The following is a 23,640-nucleotide window of genomic DNA, read 5'->3' on the forward strand; positions in this document are numbered from 1 at the left end:
AATTCTTATGACACAACTTGAAGATGAGTCTACGTGGAAAACCTTTAAACGCCTGTGGAAATACATTCGTTTATACAAACTAGGACTCTTCGTTGCAGCGTTCGCCCTGATCATCAATGCGGCTGCAGATACCTATATGATTTCCCTATTAAAGCCACTGCTTGATGAAGGCTTTGGTGATGTAGAATCCAATTTCCTTAAAATCTTACCTATGATCATCCTAGGTATGATTGTGGTGCGTGGTCTCTCTGGATTTGTATCCACCTATTGCTTGAGTTGGGTGTCGGGCAATGTGGTTATGTTAATGCGACGCGCTATCTTTAACCACTTTATGCACATGCCAGTCCCCTTCTTTGATAGAGAATCTACCGGTGGTTTGCTGTCTCGCATTACCTACGACAGTGAGCAGGTCGCGGCCGCCACCAGTAAAGCCTTAGTGAATCTAGTGAGAGAGGGCGCAAGCATTATCGGCTTGCTTACCTTAATGTTCTGGAACAGCTGGCAGCTCTCTTTAGTACTTCTTGTTGTAGCGCCCGTTGTGGCCTTCGCTATTCGCGTCGTTTCAAAGCGTTTTCGTAAGATCAGTAAGAACATGCAAACGGCAATGGGACAGGTAACCTCTTCCGCTGAGCAGATGCTTAAAGGCCATAAAGTGGTTTTGAGTTATGGTGGTCAAGAAGTCGAAAGTGGCCGCTTCGATCAAGTCAGCAATAAAATGCGCCAACAAACGATGAAGATGGTGACAGCGCAAGCCGCTGCAAACCCAATCGTTCAGTTGATTGCTTCCTTTGCTCTAGTGACGGTGCTGTATCTGGCAAGCTTTGAGCAAGTGAGAGCAGACCTTACTCCGGGTGCATTTACGGTTATCTTCTCTGCTATGTTTGGCATGATGAGGCCTCTAAAATCATTGACTAACGTGACCTCAGAGTTTCAGCGTGGTATGGCAGCAGCTCATACCTTGTTCTCTTTAATGGATTTAGACACTGAAAAAGATACTGGTGACAAAGAGATCAAGCGCGCGAAAGGTTTGGTTGAGGTTAAGGATGTGACCTTTAGTTATCAGGGTAAGGATAAGCCTGCACTGTCTCATATTGATTTTACTATTCCACAAGGTAAGACAGTCGCTCTAGTGGGGCGCTCAGGTTCCGGCAAGAGTACCATTGCCAACTTATTTACCCGTTTTTATGAGGTAGATGATGGTGAAATTTGCCTTGATGGCGAGAATATTAACGACTACAAGTTGACAAACTTGCGAGAGCAATTTGGTCTTGTTTCGCAAAATGTTCACCTGTTCAACGATACCATTGCCAACAACATAGCGTATGCCGCTGAGGGTGAATTCACTCGTGAGCAAATAGAGCATGCCGCTAAGTTAGCTCACGCAACTGAGTTCACTAAAAATATGCCTGATGGTCTAGATACTATGATTGGTGAAAATGGCGCGAGTTTATCTGGCGGCCAACGTCAAAGGGTTGCTATAGCTCGTGCGCTACTGCGTGATGCTCCAGTATTGATCCTAGATGAGGCAACCTCTGCTCTTGATACCGAGTCAGAGAGAGCTATTCAGGCAGCGCTGGATGAACTGCAGAAAGATAAAACAGTACTGGTGATTGCGCACCGTTTGTCGACGATCGAAAATGCAGACGAGATCTTGGTTGTGGACAACGGCGAGATTATTGAGCGCGGTACGCATGCTGAGTTAATTGCCAAGGGCGAAGCCTATGCGCAGTTGCATAAAATACAGTTCGGTGACTAGTTAGTGATACATCTACTCTGGTTTAGCTCTAACCCTGTGCGATGGTTATTTTGGCCACTATTGTGGCCTTTAAGTCAGCTCTTTAAGGTGATTAGCCAAGGGCGTAGGCGTGACTATCTGCAAGGTAAAAAGCCTAGCTACCGTGCACCTGTTCCTATCGTTGTGGTAGGAAATATCACCGCGGGTGGCAACGGCAAAACACCCGTAGTGGTGTGGTTGGTTGAAAACCTCCAAGCTCAAGGCTTAACCGTTGGTGTGGTTTCCAGAGGGTATGGGGCCAAGGCTCCTAGCTACCCCTTGCTGGTAGGTCAGGATACGCCAACCAAACATTGTGGTGATGAGCCGAAACTTATTGCTCAGCGCACCGGGGCGATTGTGGTGGTCGACCCTGTGCGTTCGAATGCGGTTAAGCATCTGCTACAGAACGACGTGGATATTGTGGTTACAGATGATGGACTACAACATTACGCCCTACAACGCGATATAGAGTTTATTGTTATCGACGGTAAGCGTCGCTTCGGTAACGAGCACTTGATTCCTCTAGGGCCCCTAAGAGAGAAGATGAGCCGTCTCCAAACGGTGGACTTTCGCATTACCAATGGCGGAGAGGCACAATCTGGGGAAATTGGCATGACGTTGCAGCCGTCTCTGGCGGTGAATCTTGTGACTGGAGAGAAAAAGTCCGTTGATCTGTTGGGAGCACTTACCGCTATAGCCGGTATTGGTCACCCCCCACGGTTCTTTGATACCTTAGAGTCAATGAAGGCCAACGTAATCACGACCAAAGGATTTGCTGACCATAAGGCGTTGCTAAAGGCGGATATTACCCCTTTAATTGCCGATGGCCATCAGCTAATAATGACAGAAAAAGATGCGGTTAAATGCCGTGACTTTGCAGATGATAATTGGTGGTATCTACCTGTGTCAGCACAGATTAGTGATGATAACCGCCATAAAATAATGAATAGAATTCAAGAGGTTTTAAAGGAATATGGATCATAGATTGTTAGAGATCGTTGCATGCCCAGTATGCAAAGGAAAGCTGACTTTTGATAAAGAGAAGCAAGAGCTAGTGTGTAAATTGGATCGTCTTGCTTATCCAATCAAAGAGGGAATTCCTGTACTCCTTGAGCCTGAAGCTCGCTCAATCTCAATGGACGAGGGGCGTTAAGATGTCATTTACCGTTATCATTCCTGCGCGATATCAATCAACGCGTTTGCCGGGTAAACCCCTGGCGGATATCTGCGGAAAACCAATGATCGAGCACGTGTATCGACAGGCGATTCAGGCTGGTGCTGATCAGGTGATTATTGCTACCGACGACCAGCGTGTGGCGGATGTGGCGGCTGGGTTTGGTGGTACGGTTTGCATGACCTCACCTGACCACGAATCGGGCACCGAACGCTTGGCTGAGGTAGTGGAGAAGATGGGAATTGCACCGGACCATATTGTGGTGAATGTGCAGGGAGACGAGCCCTTGATTCCACCCGTAGTAATCGCTCAGGTTGCCGATAATCTGGCCGCTTCTACGGCGCCAATGGCGACACTTGGGGTTGCTATTGAGGATGCAGAAGAAGCATTCAACCCTAATGCGGTGAAGGTGGTGATAGATAACCAAGGCTATGCACTCTACTTTAGCCGTGCAACCATACCTTGGGACAGGGACCAGTTTGCTGATGATAAATCTCAGCTAAACCAACCCCTAATGCGTCACATTGGTATCTATGCTTATCGTGCTGGCTTTATCAATAAATACATCAACTGGGCACCCTCTGCCCTTGAAAAGATAGAAAGCCTCGAGCAGTTACGCGTGCTTTGGTACGGCGAAAAAATCCATGTTGCTCTGGCCAAACAAACACCGCCACCAGGTGTAGATACGCCAGAAGACTTAGAAGCAGTAAGAGCACTGTTAAGCTAGGTTTTACTAGGGTCTGTTGACCTTTTGCGATTAAATTTTGCTCGACCAGAAGCCATTTAATCAAGGCGAGGGACTTGCCGCCTAGTCATCTAAGCAAGAGTCGCTCAACGAAGAGTAAATGGCTTCTGGACGAGCCCTTCTTGCCGAGCCCTTCGGGTAGCGCTTTGTTGGGCATTAATACAAGGCAGTCACTTTTCATGTGGAACCCCACACCTAAAAGCGACTGCCTTGTATTAATACCCAACAAATCGCTACAAAAATAACCTCAAAAGGTCAACAGACCCTAGATATAGAAAAGGGAAACAGTTTGCTGTTTCCCTTTTTCGTTTTGAGCGTGGTAAAAGTATCTAAGGCCAACAGACCCTAGATATTTTTACCAAAATCAGTGCGTTTTGGGCAAGAGGCGAGCACGTCTCTGTGACCCGATTCTTTAAGCTCTTCCAAAATGACATCAAAGCCCCATAGTCGATACAGATGCTTAAGAACATCATCGTAGCTCTTGTCTAGCGGAATGCGTTGATGGGGGATGTGTTGTAGCGTTAGAGAGCGATCACCTCGCACATCGACATTCCATACCTGAATATTGGGCTCTAGGTTGCTTAGATTGTATTGAGCGGCTAGCTTTTCTCTGATTTCCTTGTAGCCCATTTCGTCATGGATGGCATCAATCTCAATGTAGTTCTTCCTGTCATCGTCTTTGATGGCAAAGAACTTAAATTCGCGGATAAGCTTTGGAGATAAATACTGGCTGATAAAGCTCTCGTCCTTGAAGTTCTGCATCGCAAAATGCACAGCTTCTAACCAGTCACTGCCTGCTAAATCTGGGAACCACTCTCTATCTTCGTCGGTGGGCTCTTCACAGATTCGACGGATGTCTTGGAACATGGCAAAACCCAAGGCATAAGGGTTAATTCCACTAAAGTACGGGCTATTGTAGGCTGGCTGGGCAACGACGCTGGTATGGCTGTGCAAGAACTCCAGCATGAACTTATCGGAGACTAACCCTTCGTCATACAGGTGATTGAGAATACTGTAATGCCAGAAGGTCGCCCAACCTTCGTTCATCACTTGGGTCTGCTTCTGCGGATAGAAGTATTGGCTGACTTTACGCACGATGCGCACAATTTCACGCTGCCATGACTCTAACAGGGGCGCATGCTTCTCAATAAAATACAGAATGTTTTCTTGTGGCTCTGAGGGGAAGCGCTTCTTCTCAATCTCTGCACTGTCAACGGATTTTGGAACGGTCCTCCACAGTTCGTTGACCTGTGATTGCAGATACTGCTCGCGCTCTTGCTGTCGGATAGTCTCTTCGGCGATGGAGATCTTCTCAGGGCGCTTATACCTATCAACACCGTAATTCATTAATGCATGACAAGAATCGAGTAGCTTTTCTACCTCATCAACGCCGTATTTCTCTTCGCAGTTGCTGATGTAGTTTCGAGCAAAAATCAGGTAGTCGATGATCGAACTGGCGTCAGTCCAGGTCTTGAACAAGTAGTTGCCCTTAAAAAATGAGTTGTGGCCATAGCTTGCGTGAGCCATGACCAAAGCCTGCATAGTGACAGTGTTTTCTTCCATTAAGTAGGCAATACAGGGATCCGAGTTGATGACGATCTCGTAGGCAAGCCCCATCTGACCATGCTTATAGTTTTGTTCGGTCTGTATGAATTTCTTACCAAATGACCAGTGGTGGTAGTTAATAGGCATGCCAATACTGGAATAGGCATCCATCATCTGCTCGGCAGTAATGACCTCAATTTGATTGGGATAGGTGTCTAGCTTGTAGTGTTTAGCGACACGCTTTATTTGCTGGTGGTACTCTTCCAGCAAATTGAAGGTCCAATCGGGACCGTCAGGCAATGTCTTGGATTTAACTTCTGCTGTCATAGCGCATCCTTACTCGTATTCCCTTAGCTATGTTCCTTCTGGAACAGCTCCCTAAATACAGGGAAGATATCTTCCACCGCTCGGATATTTTTCATAGCAAAATTATCAAACTGCGACTCTAGCTTTTCGTATTCGTGCCACAAGGTTTGATGACTTCGACGCGTGATCTCTATGTATGAGTAGTACTGGCAAATTGGCAATAGGGCTTCAGTGAGCAACTTCTTACACCTTGGAGAATCGTCAGCCCAGTTATCGCCGTCGGATGCTTGTGCCGCGTAGATATTCCATTGATTGGTGGGATAGCGCTCTTTGACAATCTCATCCATCAGTTTTAAAGCACTGGAGACAATGGTTCCACCGGTTTCTTGCGAATAGAAAAACTCGTGCTCATCCACCTCTTTTGCTTGAGTATGATGGCGTATAAACACCACTTCTACGTTCTCATAGGTGCGATTAAGGAACATATACAACAGGACATAAAAGCGCTTAGCGATGTCTTTAGTGGCTTGATCCATTGAGCCGGATACATCCATTAAGCAGAACATTACCGCCTGGCTGGATGGGATAGGGCGTTTTTCATAGTTTTTGAAGCGCAGGTCGAAGGTGTCAATAAATGGCACCCGCCTCATTTGAGCGCGAATCTCTTCTATTTCTTCCTTGATGCTTTTTTCTTGCAGTGGTTTTGCTGGCTCACAATTTTTTAGGGAAGTCAGTTCATCTTCTAACTCACGGAGTTTACGTTTCTTACCAGCGGACATTGCAGTGCGTCGCGCCAGAGATTGTTGTAGCGAGCGAACGACGGCTATGTTGGAGGGAATACCAGCGGTTTGGTAACCCGCTCGATGGGTTTTCCATTCAGTGATGCGGTTAACTTGGTTTTTCTTAAGGTTTGGCAGCGCGAGATCTTCAAACAGAATGTCTAGATACTCGTCTTTTGATATTTGGAATATAAATTCATCTTGGCCTTCGCCGTCAGGGCTAGCGTCTCCGTCACCAGAGCCCCCTTGACCACCGCCCCCTGGAGGGCGTTCTATCTTGTCTCCACGGATAAATTGATCGTTACCTGGGTGAACACGTTCGCGACGCCCACCTTGACCTTGATGAAAGGCAGGTTCGGTAATGTCACTTTTAGGGAGGGTAATATCCTCGCCGTTATCGGTATCCGTAATCGAGCGACGATTTACCGCATCAGAAACGGCTTCTTTAATTTTTTGCTTATGTCGGCGAATAAAGCGCTGTCGATTAACAGTGCTTTTATTCTTGCCATTGAGCCTTCGGTCAATAAATTGAGCCATGCGCCACCTCAATAAGTCCTACATGGTGATACTCGTACAACCCACTGTTGAGTCGACATTACCAGTCGAGTCATACGCGTATGATCCTTGCGCCACAACCTAAGTTGCATCAATGCCCCCAACTGCTCATACGCAATAAAGAGGGCATAGTGTCCACGGAGTGACAGGGTTAACGTCACTCTATCTATTAAGAAGACTTACGTACTCGCAAGTACCATTCAGATAGCAAGCGAACTTGCTTCTCTGTGTAGCCTTTCTCCATCATGCGATTAACAAAGTCGTCGTGTTTCTTCTGATCCTCGGTAGAGGTTTTTGCATTAAACGAGATAACAGGGAGCAGCTCTTCCGTATTGGAGAACATTTTCTTCTCAATAACAGTGCGAAGCTTCTCGTAACTTGTCCAAACAGGGTTAGTGCCACCATTGTTGGCGCGAGCCCTCAGAACAAAGTTTACGATTTCGTTTCGGAAGTCTTTCGGGTTACTGATACCCGCTGTTTTCTCAATTTTTTCTAGTTCTCCATTGAGCGATGAGCGGTCAAATAGTTGCCCTGTCTCAGGATCGCGATACTCTTGATCTTGAATCCAGAAGTCAGCGTAGGTGACGTAGCGATCAAAGATGTTCTGTCCATATTCAGAGTACGATTCTAGGTAAGCCGTTTGGATCTCTTTACCAATAAACTCAACATATCGAGGCACCAAGAAGCCTTTCAAGAACTCAAGATAACGCTCGGCTTGCTCTTGAGGGAACTGCTCTCTTTCCACTTGCTGCTCAATGACATAGAAGAGGTGCACTGGGTTTGCGGCAACCTCAGTCTGGTCAAAGTTAAATACTCGAGACAGGATCTTAAAGGCGAAACGGGTAGAAAGCCCTGCCATCCCCTCATCGACTCCTGCAAAGTCTTTGTACTCTTGGTGACTCTTCGCTTTAGGATCGGTGTCTTTTAATGTCTCACCATCATAGACTCGCATTTTACTAAACACAGAAGAGTTCTCTGGGTCTTTCAGGCGAGAAAGGATACTAAATTGTGCCAGCATATCTAGGGTGCTAGGCGCACAAGGTGCATTAGTTAACTCACTGTTTTGCAGTAGTTTCTCGTAGATTTTCACTTCCTCAGAAACTCGCAAGCAGTAAGGGACCTTCACGATGTAAACACGGTCAAGAAATGCCTCATTGTTTTTGTTGTTGCGGAATGTGGTCCACTCGGATTCATTGGAGTGAGCCAAAATCATTCCATCAAACGGCAGTGCGGACAGTCCTTCGGTACCGTTAAAGTTGCCTTCCTGAGTCGCGGTTAGCAGTGGGTGTAGAACCTTGATTGGTGCCTTGAACATCTCTACAAATTCCATCAAGCCTTGGTTGGCCTTACACAATGCGCCGGAGTAGCTGTAGGCATCCGGATCATCTTGAGAGAAGTGTTCAAGTTTGCGAATATCGACCTTACCCACAAGAGACGAGATATCTTGGTTGTTCTCATCACCGGGTTCGGTTTTAGCCACACCAATTTGGTCTAAAATAGAAGGGCGTAATTTGATGACTTTAAATTTCGATATATCACCACCGAATTCGTGCAGACGTTTTGCTGCCCATGGTGACATTATGGAACGTAGGTAGCGTTTATCTATGCCATATTCACTACGCAGTATTTCGGCGTCTTCAGATGGATCGAATAGGCAGAATGGATGGTCATTGACTGGGCTGCGTTCCCCATCGGCGGACAACACATAAATAGGTGCTTGTTGCATTAGCGCTTTTAACTTCTCGGCCAGCGATGATTTACCACCACCAACAGGGCCAAGTAGGTACAAAATTTGCTTCTTCTCTTCTAAGCCTTGCGCTGCATGCTTAAGATAAGAGACGATTTGCTCTATAGCATCTTCCATGCCATAAAAGTCTTTAAAGGTTTTATACCTTGCTATGACGCGGTTTGAAAAAATGCGACTTAAGCGAGGATCCAGAGCAGTATCAATCAGTTCCGGTTCGCCAATAGCATGCAAAAGACGCTCAGCAGAGTTTGCATATGCCATTTTGTCTTCGCGACACAATGACAAAAACTCCTGAATCGAGAGCTCTTCTTCCTTTGCAGCTTCGTATCTGTGCTGAAAATGTTCAAAAATACTCATAACAAAAATCCCCTTTAAAATGTTATAAGACCCAAGCCAATCGTTACGCTTATCCCAACTTTAATCCTAGACATGAAAAAACAGATTTGCTTGAAATATAATAACTTTTTCATTATTTAGCACTAAACCGACTATCAATATGTGTGTATTATAAGACCTGTAAATAAGCAACAAAATTACAACATTGACGCAAAAGGATTTGCCTTTGAAATGGATTGGATTTTCGGCCGCGCTTCTGGCTCTGTCATCTAGCCCTGCAATAGCAGGGTGGTCTTTGGGTGTTGGTGCCTCATATTCGCCTGCGGTTTATAAGGATACGCCCTCTAATCAGGTTGTGATCCCTGTTATCGGATATGAAGGAGAACACCTTTATCTGCGTGGTTTTACCGCCGGATATCGAGTTTGGGAACGCCGTTCTCCACACAACCTCATCTTTCGTCTAGCCTATGACCCTAGAACCCTGCAACCTTCTGACTCAGATGACCCCATCATTCGCCAAGTGGATAAGCGAAAGAGTACTGGGCTAGGGGGCATCAGTTATCAGTATGCCAACCGCTCTATCGGTCAGATACAGCTCACTGTTGCTGGCGATGTTGCTGGTGTTCATGATGGGTTATACGCAGAAACGGTTTACAGTATGCCAATTCGTACTAAGCGCTGGATGCTTACGCCCTCTATCGGTTACTCGTGGAATTCATCAAAACTGAATAATCACTTGTACGGAGTCTCTCAATCAGAGGCAGATCGAATTAATGGATTAGATGAGTTTTCTCCAGATGGAGATGGGCAGTTCTTTTTGGGTTTACGAGGATTGTTTAAGTTTACTGAGCATATCGTTGGAACGGCAGGGGTACGCTATACCAATCTAGAAGGGGACTTAGAAGACAGTCCATTGTTAGAAGATACAGATTCGTTCTCTGTAAATATTGGCTTAGTCTATGCGTTCTGACAGCTGATAGCCTAACTTTCATACACACCTAATCCTGGAGACGTCATTGCCGAGGTCTCTTATCGGCAATCTTAGGCTTGTACGTTTATAGAACCTCGATAGGAGCGCTCGAGGATGACTGGATTGACCTTTGTATACGCGACTAGCCTAGGAAAACGTGTCATTGCCGAGGTCTCTCATAGGCAATCTTTAGCTTGTGCGTTTATAGATCCTCGATAGGAGCGCTCGAGGATGACTAGGGTTGCCTTCTGTGCAGGTTACTAGCCTAGTGAAAAACGTCATTGCCGAAGTCTCTTATCGGCAATCTCTGGATTAGCGAGATCCCCCGATAAGAACATTCGGGGGATGACGAAATAAAGGCTATCAGTAGATGTTATGCGTTAAAGATCTGAGTGATCTCAGTAGCACATAAGTGGTATTGACGTGGGCAGTTGCGCCAAGTTGTCAGCATGCGGCGGTACTTGTCTAGCATCGGCATTTGGCTGTTGAAGTGGTGATCCGCTTTGTCGAACTGAGGGTAAAGGCCCTCTGATTCAGTTAGGAAGCGCACGTAGTTTACGATGCTTGCTTCAGTTGCGATATCAAAGCCTAGGAACATAAGGCGACGCTTGTCCACGTTCGCTTGCTCTGAGGTAGCCAGCATGTTGAACGACTCTTGCATCGCGTGGTACATCTCCATGATGTCGATGACTTCACGACATTCACTCTCGCTGATTGCACCAAAGTCTTTATCTAGTTCACGCATTTGCAGACCGTAGCCACGCTCAACGATTTTTTGTAGACGCTCGTACTTGTCTTTGTTTTCTGGAGAAAGCTTAGACATTAGGTAGTATTGGTTCGAAAGGATCAAACGCTGTGCGTTGGTCATTTCCATAGATAGGTTTCCTTAATGAGATCTAAAAGTACTGTAGTGCCACAAATTGGCTAAGTACAAAGTTAGTATTTAACGTTGTCGTTGTACTGACTAAGAATACCGACAATCTTGTCCATTGTTTCTTTCGATGGTGGCTCTGTACCCTCTAGAGGGTAATCGTAACCGAGCGCTTCCCATTTGTGCGCACCGAGTTTGTGGTAGGGTAGTAGCTCTACCTTCTCGATGTTGTCCATATCTTTAATAAACTCGCCAAGCATGTGTGCAGATTCGTCATCGTCAGTGTAGCCAGGAACGATTACGTAACGAATCCAAGTTGTTTGGCCAATTTTGTGCAAGTAGCGAGCGAAATCTAGAGTACGTTTATTGGATACACCGATAAAATCTTGGTGGATTTCATCTTTCATATGCTTGAGATCGAGCATAACAAGATCAGTCGCTTCTAACACTTCATCGACCACATCAGTATGCTTGCGGATATAACCATTGGTATCTAGGCAGGTATGGATGCCTTCAGCTTGCGCTCTGCGGAAAAAGTCACGAACAAACTCAGGTTGAAGCATTGCCTCACCTCCTGAACAGGTGACACCGCCGCCAGACGCGTTCATAAAGTGGCGATATGAAGTTGCCTCTTTGACCAGTTCATCGACGGTAATTTCTTTACCGTCATGAGTGTCCCATGTATCGCGGTTGTGGCAGTACATGCAACGCATCAAGCAGCCTTGCAAGAACACGATAAAGCGAATGCCCGGGCCGTCAACAGTACCACAAGACTCAAATGAGTGAATTCTGCCTTTCATAGATTTTCTCAATTCTGATCATTTTGCGAATGTGATAAGTGTATTACAAACAGGGATCATTACCTAGACCAGAGACCAGATAAAGCCGTGAATATTCATAGATTTTTACGTATTACATTCAAGGCTCAATCTAGAATAAGTAAAACAAGGCAAGTGAACCGTTGGTGTGCACGCCTTTATCATCCTCTTGATAATCTCGGCTCTTACTCGAGATGGCTAAACTGGCTCCCCATCCTCGATAAAATCCGGCTAAACCCACGCTGGCAGTGCCTTGTAAATGCTCTACTTCGCTGGCGGTAATACCGTCATCTGGACGATCGCCGTCGATAGTGATGTCGTTGAAGCGCACTCGTCCTTCGACACCGGCAAACATGTACCAGCCGGTTTTATTTTGTACGATCAAGCCTGGGTCTATAGTGGATTCATTACTCACCTTCGCACTACCAAAGCTCTGATTTAGACCCGTACCCCAGCGCCACATTACACCGCCTGCTACCTCACTGCGATAATTACCACCCAATATTCGACTAGGTACGCTTATCTCATGGGTAGTATTGCCACTCGGTTCGGATTGATACAACTTGTCGGTTCTGTGATAGCCAAGGTTTAACACCAACTGATTATCGATTTGGTTGTCCCAGCCTTGAGGGTCCTCGGACTTAATGATGCTATGAACAAACTTTTGAGTTTCTTCAGCATAGGCGTTTGGGCCTACTGTACCGAACATTAGGCTATAGGCACTCACGCTTGAAGGCGAGATGGAGTAGAGAGTGGAGGAAACGTAAAGAAGACCGGCATAAGGGCGTTCGTCTGGGATCGGGTTGGGATCCTCAATATCTTCGGGGGTCCACATTTTCTGCCCAAGCTCGATGCTGTATTTGTGCTTTGTGGTACCCGTTGGATCGAATTTAAAGTGAGAGCCAGGAAGAGAGTCAAAAAAACTGTTGGGCTCAATACTAAAGTCGCTGGAATAAACTAAGAATAACCCGTTAGAGTAATCTTTATCTGTGGTAACGATACTGTCGTTATCTATACCGATATAAAAAGAGCTATCGGATTCGGCAAAAGCGAAATTGGACGCACATGCAAAAGAGCACGCTAGTAACAAACGCGCGTTGGTTGAAAAGTGGGACATACTACTCCGTGTTTGATCTAAACATCCTGTCTCGTGGCTATGAAGCTTATTACAAATTTAGGTAATAAAAAACCCCGCCGAGGCGGGGTTTTCGTTATATCTTGCGACTCAGTCTAAAGTTTTAAAACTTATAGAGACTCAGTGAAAGTACGAGCGATAACGTCTTTCTGCTGTTCTGCAGTTAGAGAGTTGAAACGCACAGCGTAACCCGATACACGGATAGTTAGCTGAGGGTACTTCTCTGGGTTCTTAACAGCGTCTTCTAGAGTTTCACGGTTTAGAACGTTAACGTTAAGGTGTTGACCACCTTCAATGTCAGACTCATGGTGGAAGTAACCATCCATAAGACCAGCAAGGTTAGCGCGTTGGCTGCTTTCTTCTTTACCTAGTGCGTTAGGCACGATAGAGAAGGTGTAAGAGATACCGTCTTGTGCATCAGCAAATGGTAGTTTACCTACTGAAGTTAGAGACGCTACCGCACCTTTTTCATCGCGACCGTGCATTGGGTTAGCACCAGGAGCGAAAGGAGCACCAGCTTGACGACCGTCAGGCGTGTTACCCGTCTTCTTGCCGTATACCACGTTTGAAGTGATAGTCAGGATAGACTGAGTAGGACGAGCGTTACGGTAAGTCTTAAGCTTACGGATCTTGTTCATGAATACAGAAACAATTTCACATGCAATGTCATCTACGCGAGCATCGTTGTTACCGAATTTCGGGTAGTCGCCTTCGATGTTGAAGTCGATAGCGATGCCATCTTCGTCACGAACTGGGCTTACTTTAGCGTACTTAATAGCAGCTAGTGAGTCAGCAGCAACAGATAGACCAGCAATACCACAAGCCATTGTGCGAGCAACGTCACGGTCATGAAGAGCCATAAGAGCTGCTTCGTAGCTGTACTTGTCGTGTGAGTAGTGGATTGCGTTTAGTGCAGTCACGTATTGTGTAGCTAGCCAATCCATGAAGTGATCCATCTTGTCCCACACGTCAGCGTAGTCAAGTACTTCATCAGTGATCTTAGGCATCTTAGGACCCACTTGGATCTTAAGTTTCTCATCCACACCACCGTTGATAACGTAAAGTAGTGTTTTAGCAAGGTTTGCACGAGCGCCGAAGAACTGCATTTGCTTACCAACAATCATTGGAGATACACAACATGCGATTGCGTAGTCGTCAGATTCTAGGTCAGGACGCATTAGGTCGTCGTTTTCGTACTGGATTGAAGAAGTATCGATAGATACCTTCGCACAGAAACGCTTAAAGCCGTCAGGTAGTTGCTCAGACCAAAGAACAGTGATGTTCGGCTCTGGGCTTGGACCCATGGTGTATAGGCTGTTTAGGAAACGGAAGTTAGAACGAGTAACTAGCGTACGTCCGTCAAGACCCATACCACCCATTGATTCTGTTGCCCAGATTGGGTCACCAGAGAACAACTCATCGTATTCAGGAGTACGTAGGAAACGAACCATACGTAGCTTCATTACGAAGTGGTCGATCATTTCTTGAGCTTCTACTTCAGTGATGTTACCAGCAGCAATGTCACGCTCTAGGTAGATATCAAGGAAAGAAGAAGTACGACCAAGAGACATAGCCGCGCCGTTTTGAGATTTAACCGCTGCTAGGTAGCCGAAGTAAGTCCACTGGATAGCTTCTTGAGCAGTTTGAGCTGGCTCAGAGATATCACAGCCGTACTTAGCTGCCATTTCTTTCATTTGACCAAGTGCACGGTATTGCTCTTGCAATTCTTCGCGCAGTTGCATAGTCAATTGAAGGTCTTCACCGCTTTCCAGTTTCTCTTGAGTAGAGTGGAACTGTGCAGCTTTGTTCTTCATTAGGAAGTCAATTCCGTAAAGAGCAACGCGACGGTAATCACCGATGATACGACCACGGCCGTATGCATCTGGAAGACCAGTTAGTACACCAGACTTACGACATTTTAGGATGTCAGGAGTGTAAACATCGAAAACACCAGCATTGTGAGTTTTACGGTATTCAGAGTAGATTTTGTTAACTTCTGGATCCAGTTCACGATCGTATGCTTTGCACGAACCCGCAACCATACGGATACCACCGTTAGGGATAAGAGCGCGCTTAAGTGGTGCTTCAGTTTGAAGACCAACGATAGTTTCAAGATCTTTGTTGATGTAACCAGCGTCGTGAGACGTGATGGTAGAGATAACAGAAGTATCGAAATCTACAGGAGCGTGGGTGCTGTTCTCTTGCTTGATGCCTTCCATAACTTTAGCCCAAAGCGTGTTAGTCGCTTCAGTGCCTTCAGTTACTAGGAAAGACTCATCGCCTTCATATGGCGTGTAGTTCTTTTGAATGAAATCACGAACGTTTACGTCGTTTTGCCAGTCACCTGCCGCAAAACCTTCCCAAGCTTTAGCAAATTGCTCTGCCATGATGTACCTACCTTATTAGTAGCAAAAACACGTGCCGTCCCACTACCCAAAATTGAGCAGCTAAGTGTCGCAAGCGACACAGCACACTTAAGATTAATAACAATATGGATAAGTTTAGTATCAACCTAATACTTATTCATATTGGTACGAACCAAACAACAAACAAGTCAATCTTCAAAAATAATTATAAGTTTTAAACTAAATTAATAAAAGCGTTTTTTTGCAATCTTTGAACTCAGTTTCACTTTGTTGACATTACTCAAAAGTATTACAAATTTTTAGACGACTTTTACCCAGTAATCAAACTCTAAATTGCAACAAAGGGTAGTGCGCTAGCACTACCCTTGATTTTGCATTACAGGAACGCTTTCAAGCCGTATTGTGGCTCAAGCATACCTACAGCCAGCATCGCGATTAGACATACTACGAATACGCCAACAGGGATGATGATTTTATCAGCGAAAGATAGACGTGAAGAACGCTCTTTGTCACCGATAAGGCCGTTGTTGTCCAAGAACATAGTCAGAGCCCAAGCAAGAACTGGGTTAGTCACTACAGCAGCAAAGATACAGATACCCGCCGCTTGTGAGTCTTTGGTTTCTCTAACCATCTGCATACCGGCTTCTAGAAGCGGTAGGAATACACCTACAAGAAGCGCAATACGCATCACTGGAGGCCATACTGCAACATCCATTGGGAAACCAAGGATTGCAACAACAATACACATCGCACCTAGCAAGATTGCGCCGCCTGGAATTGGACGTTTAGCAATCGCAGCTGGGATCATGTATGTACCCCAAGATGAAGTGATGTTACCACCACCCACTGCAGTACCGACAATCTGACGAACAGAACACATGGTCATAGTGTCATCTACGTCCATAAGTACTTTTTCAGTCTTTTTAGGGTAGTTCAATTCTTGGAAGATACGGTGACCTAGGAAGTCAGGTGACCACATTGCTACTGCAAGAATTGCAAACGGTAGAGATGCAACAAAGTGAGCAACATTAGGAAGACCTAACTGCCAACCTTGCTCTGTGCTGCCCCACCAGTAAACAGGGTTTAGGTTAGGGATACCCATTTGGGTTTCGAACGTAAGGTCAAAACCTGCGCCTAGACCAAGGGCAATAATTAGGCCCGCGATAGCACAAACAGGGATTGCTAACCAGCGCATACCAATCTTAGCTAGGTAAGCGTAGATAGCGATGTTGATGCCAAGAACGACTAGGCCAATGTAGCCAAGGCTACCAGCGGCTATGTCAGCAGACTGAAGACCTACAGCCCAAGATTGTATATCACCAATCTGGCTCATGGTTCCGGTAAAGCCGAGGAAGATCAATAGACCGCCGGCGGTACCCTCTGAGGTGAGGTTAACGAGTTTCGAGCCACCCTTAAAGAAGCTAAGCAATAAACCGAAGATACCAAGAAGAATAGCTAGCGCTAGAGGGTGAGCACCTGCAAGTGCAATAGAACCGATAAGAGGAATCATTGGACCGTGGTTACCGGCCAAGTTAGCTCTAGGGTTAAAGAAGCCAGAAGCAAGGATACAGAATAAAAGCGCAGGGATAAGCATCTCTACACGAGCGACTTCAATAGCGAACTCTTTGCCTAGGTTAACGTGGTCCCATGCTTGAGTTAGGCCATCAGCCCAAGACATCATTACAGCAGAGTACATTGCAATAATGCCGATAGTACCTGCTAGAGCTGGAACTAAATCTTCTAGTTCAAAGCGGAAATCACGACCAGGAAGGTTCAAACGGAAGCGGCGAGGCTTCATGATTTGTAGTTCGTGATCTAAGTAATCAGAACGGCTTGCGAATTCAGAGGCTGGTTTATGCAGTTCTGAATAGCTTTTTTCTTCAGCTTCAGACTGCTTGTTGTTGACAGCGTCGGACATAAAATCCTCGTTAACTTATAGGTAGAAATAAATCTGGGTTAATTTGACACGTTCGCGTGAATCATTTGCGACGGCGTAATTTCTCATACTTGTAAGAATGTAGCACGTCATTTCCGAAATAATCTTAGGCGAAAATTTGAAAAATACTTGTCAAATTTGAATTTGTTGGCCGGAGTGTAACAAGGTCGCAACTTAGAACAATTGATCTTGATCAGTTAAAGAAAATTACTGAAATAAAAGTACAGAAAGGGATCTGGGAAGATAACCGCACGAAAAGTGTGGTAATTACACTTACATTCACAAAGCCTTGTTTACCTTTGCTTACATTGCCAGCGCCCTTGCACAAAATATGCTCAAAGCCACAAAGTTGTTGCTAATGTGTAAAAATTTGTGGTTTTTTTATGGGTTTCATTTACATTTGTAGCCTGATAACGTGCTGTTGTTTGTGCGTTTATTCGCCAATTATAACGTCATTTGTATATATAGGCGGTAAATATGACTAAATATCCTAGAAATTCACTGTTGTTGAACCATTGCTAATCGTTTGCGCAAATGGTACCTTTCTTTCACCAACATAGCCTGATACTAGGATTACAGGGAGAAATAAGCGCATGACGGATGTACCCGCGCTAAGAATTAATAATCTGCATAAAACCTTTGGGCAGAATGAAGTACTGAAAGGCATCTCACTTGATGCACATAAAGGCGACGTCATCTCTATCATCGGTAGCTCAGGCTCAGGTAAAAGTACTTTTCTTCGCTGTATTAACCTTTTAGAGACACCCACAGCGGGTGAGATCTGGGTAAATGGCGAACTGATTGAGATGAAGAATAATCGTCTCGGTGAACCTTTCCCATCAAATGCAAAACAAGTACAACGAATTCGTTCGCGACTCGCTATGGTATTCCAAGGCTTTAACCTTTGGTCACATATGACGGTATTAGAGAACGTGATCGAAGCGCCTGTACATGTTCTTGGTGTACCAAAAGCACAAGCTATCGAAAATGCCAAACAGATCCTGCAAAAAGTGGGACTGTACGAGCGTAAAGATTACTACCCAGGGCACCTTTCCGGTGGTCAGCAACAGCGTGCAGCAATAGCGCGTGCGTTGGCGGTAGATCCAGAAGTAATGCTATTTGACGAACCTACCTCAGCTCTGGATCCAGAGTTAGTAGGCGAAGTGCTTGGCGTTATGCGAGACCTTGCCGAAGAAGGCCGCACCATGTTGGTTGTGACACACGAAATGGCATTTGCTCGTGATGTGTCTAACCACGTTATGTTCTTGCATCAAGGTTTAGTCGAAGAGCAGGGCGATCCTGCCAAGTTGTTCACTAGCCCTGAATCAGAACGCCTACAACAGTTTATTTCATCAATTTACTAAACGAAGTGCTCTTAAAGCGCTCACTTAAACACAACAAAAAAACACTTAAATCACAGGAGTATGGATATGAAAAAGTGGTTATTGGCTGCAACACTAGCAGCAACAGCACTTTCTGGCGTTGCACAAGCGAAAGAATGGAAACAAGTTCGCTTCGGCATTGAGGGTGCGTACCCTCCATTTAGTAAAACTGAAGCCGATGGCTCACTAAGCGGCTTTGACGTGGATATGGCGAACGCGCTGTGTGAAGAGATGCAGGTTAAGTGTGTACTCGTTGCTCAGGATTGGGACGGTATCATTCCTTCTCTACTAGCACGTAAGTACGATGCGATTATCGCTGCAATGTCTATCACTGAAGAGCGTAAGAAGCGTATCGACTTTACTGGTAAATACGCTCAAATCCCTAACAAGTTTATTGCTAAGAAGGGTGCTGACCTTGAGTTCACTAAAGCGGGCCTAGACGGCGTTAAGATTGGTGTTCAGCGTGCAACAACTCACGATAAGTACCTATCTGATAACTACGACGGTCAAGTAGAGATCGTTCGTTACGGTTCTTTTGATGAGGCGTACCTTGACCTTGCAAACGGCCGTATTGCGGCAGTACTAGGTGACGCATCGGCACTAGAAGAAGGTGTTCTTAACTCTGCTGAAGGCGACCAATACGAATTCGTTGGTCCTTCTCTAACGGATCCTCAGTGGTTCGGTGAAGGCATGGGCATCGCGACTCGCAAGCAAGACAAAGAGCTAACGGCGAAACTAGACGCTGCAATCCTTGCTCTACGTGAGAAGGGTGTGTACGACGAGATTGCTGCTAAATACTTCAACTACGACGTATACGGCGAGTAAGCCAATTAGGTAACAGCTATAGCCCGGTAATAGATCGCTATTTCCGGGCTATTTTTCTCAGCCTCATCAGATGTTGTTTGATGAACGCTTCAACGGTTTGTACTGTTGTAAACAGGCAACTGTCATCAACTAGGACGCCAACATAGCCGTAATAGTGTTGGAAGATAATTATGTTAGATTTACAGGGATATGAAGCCTCGATTCTCAGTGGAGCTTGGCTGACGTTACAGGTAGCTGTGCTATCACTGCTTTTGGCAGTAATACTCGGCATGGTGGGCGCGTTAGCTAAGCTATCGCCTTATCGTGTGGCTCGTGGTATTGCGACCCTTTACACCACCATTATTCGTGGTATCCCAGACTTAGTGCTGATGATGCTGATTTTCTTCGGTGGCCAGATCCTGCTTAATAATAGCTTGTATGGCATCAACGAATGGCTTAATGAGTACTTTACATCAAGCGACCCTAGTCATGAGTGGGTTTCTTATGTTCCAGATTATATTGATGTTAGCCCTTATGTGGCGGGCATCCTTACCATAGGTTTTATCTTTGGAGCCTATATGGCGGAAACTTTCCGCGGAGCGATAATGGCGGTCGACGCTGGCGAACTAGAGGCGGGTAAAGCCTACGGTATGAGCCCAGTACTTGCCTTTAGACGTATCCTTTTACCGCAGATGATTCGACATGCATTACCTGGCTTTGGTAACAACTGGTTGGTACTGCTGAAAACCACCGCGCTCGTTTCCATTATTGGCTTGGAAGATATGGTTCGCGTGAGTGCTATGGCTGCGGGTACGACGAAGGCGCCGTTTACCTTCTACATGGCGGTATCGCTGATTTTCTTATTGTTTACTGCTGTTTCTACTGGCTTATTAAAGCTTGTTGAACGCAAATTTAGTATCCAAGCGAGGTAGGACATGGATTTCTCAATTATCCTCGACAGCTTCGACATCTATTTAGAAGGCCTGTACACCACGGTGTGGCTGGTAGGCTTGGCACTGATCATCGGTTTGTGCATTGCCATTCCTTTAGCCATTGCGCGCAACAGTAAAAACTGGTTGTTCGTAGGGCCGACTTGGGCATTTATCTATTTCTTCCGTGGCACGCCTTTATTGGTGCAGCTGTATCTGATTTATTACGGTATGGATCAATTCTACCCAGTAAAAGATACCATGTGGGAGAATGCGTGGTTTTGTGCGTTAGTCGCATTTATCCTAAATACCTCGGCGTACACCTCTGAAATCATTCGTGGCGCAATTAATGGTTTACCTAAAGGTGAAGTAGAAGCGGCTAAGGCTTATGGCATGAGCCCATTTGCGACCTATAGAAGAATCATTTTGCCAAGCGCACTTCGCCGTGCCTTGCCTGCTTACAGTAATGAAGTGATCTTCATGCTGCATGGCTCAGCCGTTGCGGGTATTGTCACCATACTTGATCTGACAGGTGCAGCGCGCCTGGTTAATTCTCGATACTACGCGCCGTTTGAGTCTTTCCTAACGGCAGGCCTGTTCTATATGAGTTTGACCTTCATTATCTTGTTCGTGTTCAAACATGCAGAGAAGCGATTCTTAGCTTATCTAAGACCATTAGAATCGAAATAGAAAAACGATGAACCTAAAGCCGACTTGATGAAAATCCAGTCGGCTTTTTTGTGTTTATTACTCATGGCTCATACATCGAAGGTCAAGATTAGTGAACGATAAAATTTAATCATCTAGACGACAAATAATCGGATTAGTCCAGAGCCTAACAATCTGTTTCAATACCGCCCAAGCAAAAGAGTCAGTTCTATTTTATCTGTAAATTGGGTAGTTAAATGTTTGAAATCGAAGACGTAGTTGTAGCAACCAAGGGTATTGATCTTGGCCAAATGGTAGTCACAGGTTTAAGTGCTGGTGGATATTATGTCCATGTAACAGTAGAAGGTATGACATTGACATACCCAGCGCGTGACCTAAATAAAGCATAAAATAAAAAAGGTAGCCCAATGGCTACCTTTTTACGTTTCAAGTGGGCAACTCCGCTATTTAAATGTTGCCCAGATCGGCGCGTGATCAGAAGGCTTCTCGATGCCACGCAGTTCGTAATCAACCTCTGATTCGATACACTTCTCCGCAAGAGAAGGCGTTGCTAATACCACATCAATACGTAAGCCTCGATTATCAGGGAAGCCCTTAGAGCGATAGTCGAACCAAGAAAAACGGTCATTCACTTCAGGCTGTAGCTTGCGGAACGTATCTTCAAAGCCCCAATCCATCAAAGTTTTTAGCCACTCACGCTCTTCAGGTTGGAAAGAACACTTACCCGTCTTAAGCCAGCGCTTGCGATTAGGTTCGCCAATGCCTATATCGGCATCGATAGGGCTGATATTGATATCTCCCATGACGATCAACTGCTCATCGCTGTTGTGATGATCATTTAGGTAGGTCATGAGATCTTTATAGAACTGGCGCTTATAGGGGTACTTAGTTTCGTGGGAGATATTATCGCCCTGCGGGAAATAGCCATTAAGGATGGTCACTGGTTGGCCTTGTTCATCTTCTACTGTCACCATGATCATGCGCTTTTGATGATCTTCATTGTCAGTAGGGAAGCCTTTTTGTACTGAGATCGGCTCTTTCTTACAAAGCATCGCCACACCGTAGTGAGCCTTTTGACCATGATGATAGACCTTGTATCCCATTGCTTCGACATCTTCGATAGGGAAGGCTTCGTCATGTACCTTGATTTCCTGCAGCCCGATAACGTCCGGCTGATGCTTGTCTATAATGGCTTGCAGTTGGTGAAGTCGGGCACGAAGGCCGTTAATATTGAAACTAATTACTTTCATTATTCAATTCCGTTGATTGAGCAGGGCTAGGGTCAATAGACCCTAGTCTTGTTGCTGTTGTTTTTTACTGATCAGATCGCTCTTAACGATCTCAAGGGCAGAGAGGGCGGTATCGATATCTACCTCGTTGGATTCAAACAGGTAGATAAGGTCGACAGCCAGTTTAATGTCATCTGGTGCATTATCTAATGGCGATCTAGGTTCACTCATTATTGATGTTGCTCCCTAAAGGTTATCTGTTTTTCTATCTTGATAATGGCATCTTTGCAACGTTGCAGGCGCTGCTCTGCGGTGATCAGGGCTTTTTGAGCTTGGCTCAGATTAAAACCCACTGCCGTGTCTAAGGCGCGCTGCCTATCTATCACCATCTCCATGAGCTGGCGCTCCCACTCTTTGTGTTTAGCAAGGTCTTGATAGATGGCGTTGATAGGTTTGCGGTAATAGCTCTTATGCTTAGGCTCATCTTTACGAAAATAAGCGGTGGAGAGCTCGCGCGTTATGGCGCTTATTTGTGCTAGCAGTCGTTCGGATAAATATTCTGCACGCTCAGTTGTGAGTAGTCCGTGCTGCTTCTCACGGCTTATCGCTTCATAGGTGTTAGTGGCTTCTTTGACGCAAGGTAGCAATACCTTAGCTCGGCAGTTAAATAAACTGCTATCAAATAAAGGCAGATGATGTTCCCCGCGCTGCTTGTCCAGCTGTTCTGCGCTGTACGCCATTTGCGATAGTTTTTCTTTTAGTTGTGCGAATTGACTCATCAAGATCCCTTACAGAGTGACGAACCAAGCGTCATAAGCAAGCTTAGCCGCTAGGATAGTCACCACAGTGACAAATACAGGGCGGATAAATTTAGCGCCAAATCGTATGGCAGAATGCGCACCAAAATACGCGCCAAGCATTAGACAAAAGCCCATCGTTAGACCTAAAAGCCAATCGATATGCCCCAAAATGGCAAAGGTAATTAATGAGGTGAAATTACTAGTGAAGTTCATTGCCTTTGCAAGACCGGATGCCAGTAGTATATTCAGGCGATAAAGCGCCATGCTACTAACGGTCCAAAACGCGCCGGTTCCAGGTCCTGCCACGCCATCATAAAAACCTAGACTAAAGCCTTGCGTCACTTGCGTGATGTTGTGCTTTCTACCTGGTTCGGGCATTAGGTTCTTATTGGCATCAGTGGTTTTATGAATGATGGTATAAAGAGCGGCAGCCAAAATGACAAGAGGGAGCACCTTTTCTAACCACTCGGTAGAAATAGAATCTACAAACAAGGTGCCGCACGTTGCGCCAATGAGAGTGGCAATGAACGTAGGCAGCCATAATCTAGGCTTAAACAGCTTTTTCTTGTAATAGGTAAAGGCCGCTGTCGAAGAGGCAAAAGACGCGGCTAATTTATTGGTACCCAAAGCGATATGAGGAGGTAAGCCAATAGAAAGCAATGCAGGGACAGTAAGCATCCCACCACCGCCAGCAACTGCATCAATAAAGCCTGCAATAAAGGCAACAAGGGCCAATATGAGCAGCATACTTGGTTCTATGTATTCCATTG

Annotated in this window: 22 protein-coding genes; 10 read left to right on the forward strand and 12 right to left on the reverse strand. The window is 45.5% G+C overall.

The features are described 5' to 3' along the window. The first annotated feature begins 7 nt into the window (after positions 1–7). From msbA to kdsB, 4 genes are read left to right on the forward strand one after another with little or no spacing between them, the layout of a single operon-like run. Positions 8–1,756 (forward strand): lipid A ABC transporter ATP-binding protein/permease MsbA, encoded by a 1,749-nt coding sequence (gene msbA / locus D5I41_RS13280; RefSeq protein WP_119010191.1) that lies wholly within the window; start codon positions 8–10, stop codon positions 1,754–1,756. 3 nt (positions 1,757–1,759) lie between these two features. After that, the gene (gene lpxK, locus D5I41_RS13285; RefSeq protein WP_119010192.1) at positions 1,760–2,758 is read left to right on the forward strand and encodes a tetraacyldisaccharide 4'-kinase; all 999 of its coding nucleotides are present in this window, start codon (positions 1,760–1,762) and stop codon (positions 2,756–2,758) included. After that, positions 2,748–2,927 (forward strand): Trm112 family protein, encoded by a 180-nt coding sequence (locus D5I41_RS13290; protein WP_017029737.1) that lies wholly within the window; start codon positions 2,748–2,750, stop codon positions 2,925–2,927. The genes lpxK and D5I41_RS13290 overlap by 11 nt, the downstream gene beginning before the upstream one ends. Position 2,928: 1 nt before the next feature. Beyond that, on the forward strand, positions 2,929–3,675 hold the full coding sequence (gene kdsB, locus D5I41_RS13295; RefSeq protein ID WP_119010193.1) for a 3-deoxy-manno-octulosonate cytidylyltransferase: 747 nt from the start codon (positions 2,929–2,931) through the stop codon (positions 3,673–3,675). Positions 3,676–4,038: 363 nt separating this feature from the next. On the opposite strand, the gene D5I41_RS13305 is transcribed toward kdsB, so the two are convergent. From D5I41_RS13305 to D5I41_RS13315, 3 genes are all read right to left on the reverse strand, one after another. Beyond that, on the reverse strand, positions 4,039–5,565 hold the full coding sequence (locus D5I41_RS13305; RefSeq protein ID WP_119010195.1) for a SpoVR family protein: 1,527 nt from the start codon (positions 5,563–5,565) through the stop codon (positions 4,039–4,041). 23 nt (positions 5,566–5,588) lie between these two features. Beyond that, on the reverse strand, positions 5,589–6,860 hold the full coding sequence (locus D5I41_RS13310; protein ID WP_119010196.1) for a YeaH/YhbH family protein: 1,272 nt from the start codon (positions 6,858–6,860) through the stop codon (positions 5,589–5,591). Between the two features lie 187 nt (positions 6,861–7,047). Further along, a complete protein-coding gene (locus D5I41_RS13315) occupies positions 7,048–8,982 on the reverse strand; it encodes a PrkA family serine protein kinase (RefSeq protein ID WP_017030883.1) in 1,935 nt (644 codons plus the stop codon). A 205-nt stretch (positions 8,983–9,187) separates the two neighbouring features. Here D5I41_RS13315 and D5I41_RS13320 point away from each other — a divergent pair, with 205 nt between their 5' ends. Continuing rightward, positions 9,188–9,931 (forward strand): MipA/OmpV family protein, encoded by a 744-nt coding sequence (locus D5I41_RS13320; protein WP_119010197.1) that lies wholly within the window; start codon positions 9,188–9,190, stop codon positions 9,929–9,931. A 373-nt stretch (positions 9,932–10,304) separates the two neighbouring features. On the opposite strand, the gene D5I41_RS13325 is transcribed toward D5I41_RS13320, so the two are convergent. The 5 genes from D5I41_RS13325 to D5I41_RS13345 all read right to left on the reverse strand — a co-directional run bounded on the left by D5I41_RS13325 (position 10,305) and on the right by D5I41_RS13345 (position 17,039). Next, complete coding sequence (locus D5I41_RS13325; RefSeq protein WP_119010198.1) at positions 10,305–10,805, reverse strand: YfbU family protein; 501 nt, start codon at positions 10,803–10,805, stop codon at positions 10,305–10,307. 62 nt (positions 10,806–10,867) lie between these two features. After that, positions 10,868–11,602, reverse strand: a complete 735-nt coding sequence (gene pflA, locus D5I41_RS13330; RefSeq protein ID WP_017030881.1) for a pyruvate formate lyase 1-activating protein — start codon at positions 11,600–11,602, stop codon at positions 10,868–10,870. A 130-nt stretch (positions 11,603–11,732) separates the two neighbouring features. Then, on the reverse strand, positions 11,733–12,737 hold the full coding sequence (locus D5I41_RS13335) for a lipid A deacylase LpxR family protein (RefSeq protein ID WP_119010199.1): 1,005 nt from the start codon (positions 12,735–12,737) through the stop codon (positions 11,733–11,735). A 128-nt stretch (positions 12,738–12,865) separates the two neighbouring features. Then, on the reverse strand, positions 12,866–15,142 hold the full coding sequence (gene pflB, locus D5I41_RS13340; protein ID WP_119010200.1) for a formate C-acetyltransferase: 2,277 nt from the start codon (positions 15,140–15,142) through the stop codon (positions 12,866–12,868). A 355-nt stretch (positions 15,143–15,497) separates the two neighbouring features. Further along, a complete protein-coding gene (locus D5I41_RS13345; RefSeq protein ID WP_119010201.1) occupies positions 15,498–17,039 on the reverse strand; it encodes a DUF3360 family protein in 1,542 nt (513 codons plus the stop codon). 611 nt (positions 17,040–17,650) lie between these two features. On the opposite strand from D5I41_RS13345, the gene D5I41_RS13350 reads away from it, so the two are divergent. From D5I41_RS13350 to D5I41_RS21240, 5 genes are all read left to right on the forward strand, one after another. Next, positions 17,651–18,421: an ABC transporter ATP-binding protein gene (locus D5I41_RS13350; RefSeq protein WP_017030367.1), complete on the forward strand. Its 771-nt coding sequence runs from the start codon at positions 17,651–17,653 to the stop codon at positions 18,419–18,421. 66 nt (positions 18,422–18,487) lie between these two features. Next, on the forward strand, positions 18,488–19,264 hold the full coding sequence (locus tag D5I41_RS13355) for an ABC transporter substrate-binding protein (RefSeq protein WP_017030366.1): 777 nt from the start codon (positions 18,488–18,490) through the stop codon (positions 19,262–19,264). 170 nt (positions 19,265–19,434) lie between these two features. Next, the gene (locus D5I41_RS13360) at positions 19,435–20,175 is read left to right on the forward strand and encodes an ABC transporter permease (RefSeq protein ID WP_119010202.1); all 741 of its coding nucleotides are present in this window, start codon (positions 19,435–19,437) and stop codon (positions 20,173–20,175) included. A 3-nt stretch (positions 20,176–20,178) separates the two neighbouring features. Then, positions 20,179–20,862: an ABC transporter permease gene (locus D5I41_RS13365; protein ID WP_102555289.1), complete on the forward strand. Its 684-nt coding sequence runs from the start codon at positions 20,179–20,181 to the stop codon at positions 20,860–20,862. Positions 20,863–21,077: 215 nt separating this feature from the next. Then, positions 21,078–21,230 (forward strand): hypothetical protein, encoded by a 153-nt coding sequence (locus tag D5I41_RS21240; RefSeq protein WP_162892839.1) that lies wholly within the window; start codon positions 21,078–21,080, stop codon positions 21,228–21,230. 54 nt (positions 21,231–21,284) lie between these two features. On the opposite strand, the gene xthA is transcribed toward D5I41_RS21240, so the two are convergent. Genes xthA through D5I41_RS13385 form a run of 4 tightly spaced genes read right to left on the reverse strand, consistent with a single transcriptional unit; the run spans position 21,285 to position 23,638 of the window. Beyond that, on the reverse strand, positions 21,285–22,091 hold the full coding sequence (gene xthA, locus D5I41_RS13370) for an exodeoxyribonuclease III (protein WP_102555290.1): 807 nt from the start codon (positions 22,089–22,091) through the stop codon (positions 21,285–21,287). Between the two features lie 42 nt (positions 22,092–22,133). After that, positions 22,134–22,301 (reverse strand): pleiotropic regulatory protein RsmS, encoded by a 168-nt coding sequence (rsmS, locus tag D5I41_RS13375; RefSeq protein ID WP_119010203.1) that lies wholly within the window; start codon positions 22,299–22,301, stop codon positions 22,134–22,136. Beyond that, positions 22,301–22,849 carry a primosomal replication protein gene (locus D5I41_RS13380; protein ID WP_119010204.1) on the reverse strand — a complete coding sequence of 183 codons (549 nt, stop codon included), beginning with the start codon at positions 22,847–22,849 and terminating at the stop codon, positions 22,301–22,303. Before D5I41_RS13380 ends, rsmS begins: the two co-directional genes overlap by 1 nt. A 9-nt stretch (positions 22,850–22,858) precedes the next feature. Then, entirely contained in the window at positions 22,859–23,638 is a 780-nt protein-coding gene (locus D5I41_RS13385; protein ID WP_119010205.1) for a sulfite exporter TauE/SafE family protein, read from the reverse strand. Between the last annotated feature and the right edge of the window lie 2 nt (positions 23,639–23,640).

It is taken from the genome of Vibrio superstes, assembly GCF_003569005.1.
Lineage (GTDB): Bacteria > Pseudomonadota > Gammaproteobacteria > Enterobacterales > Vibrionaceae > Vibrio > Vibrio superstes.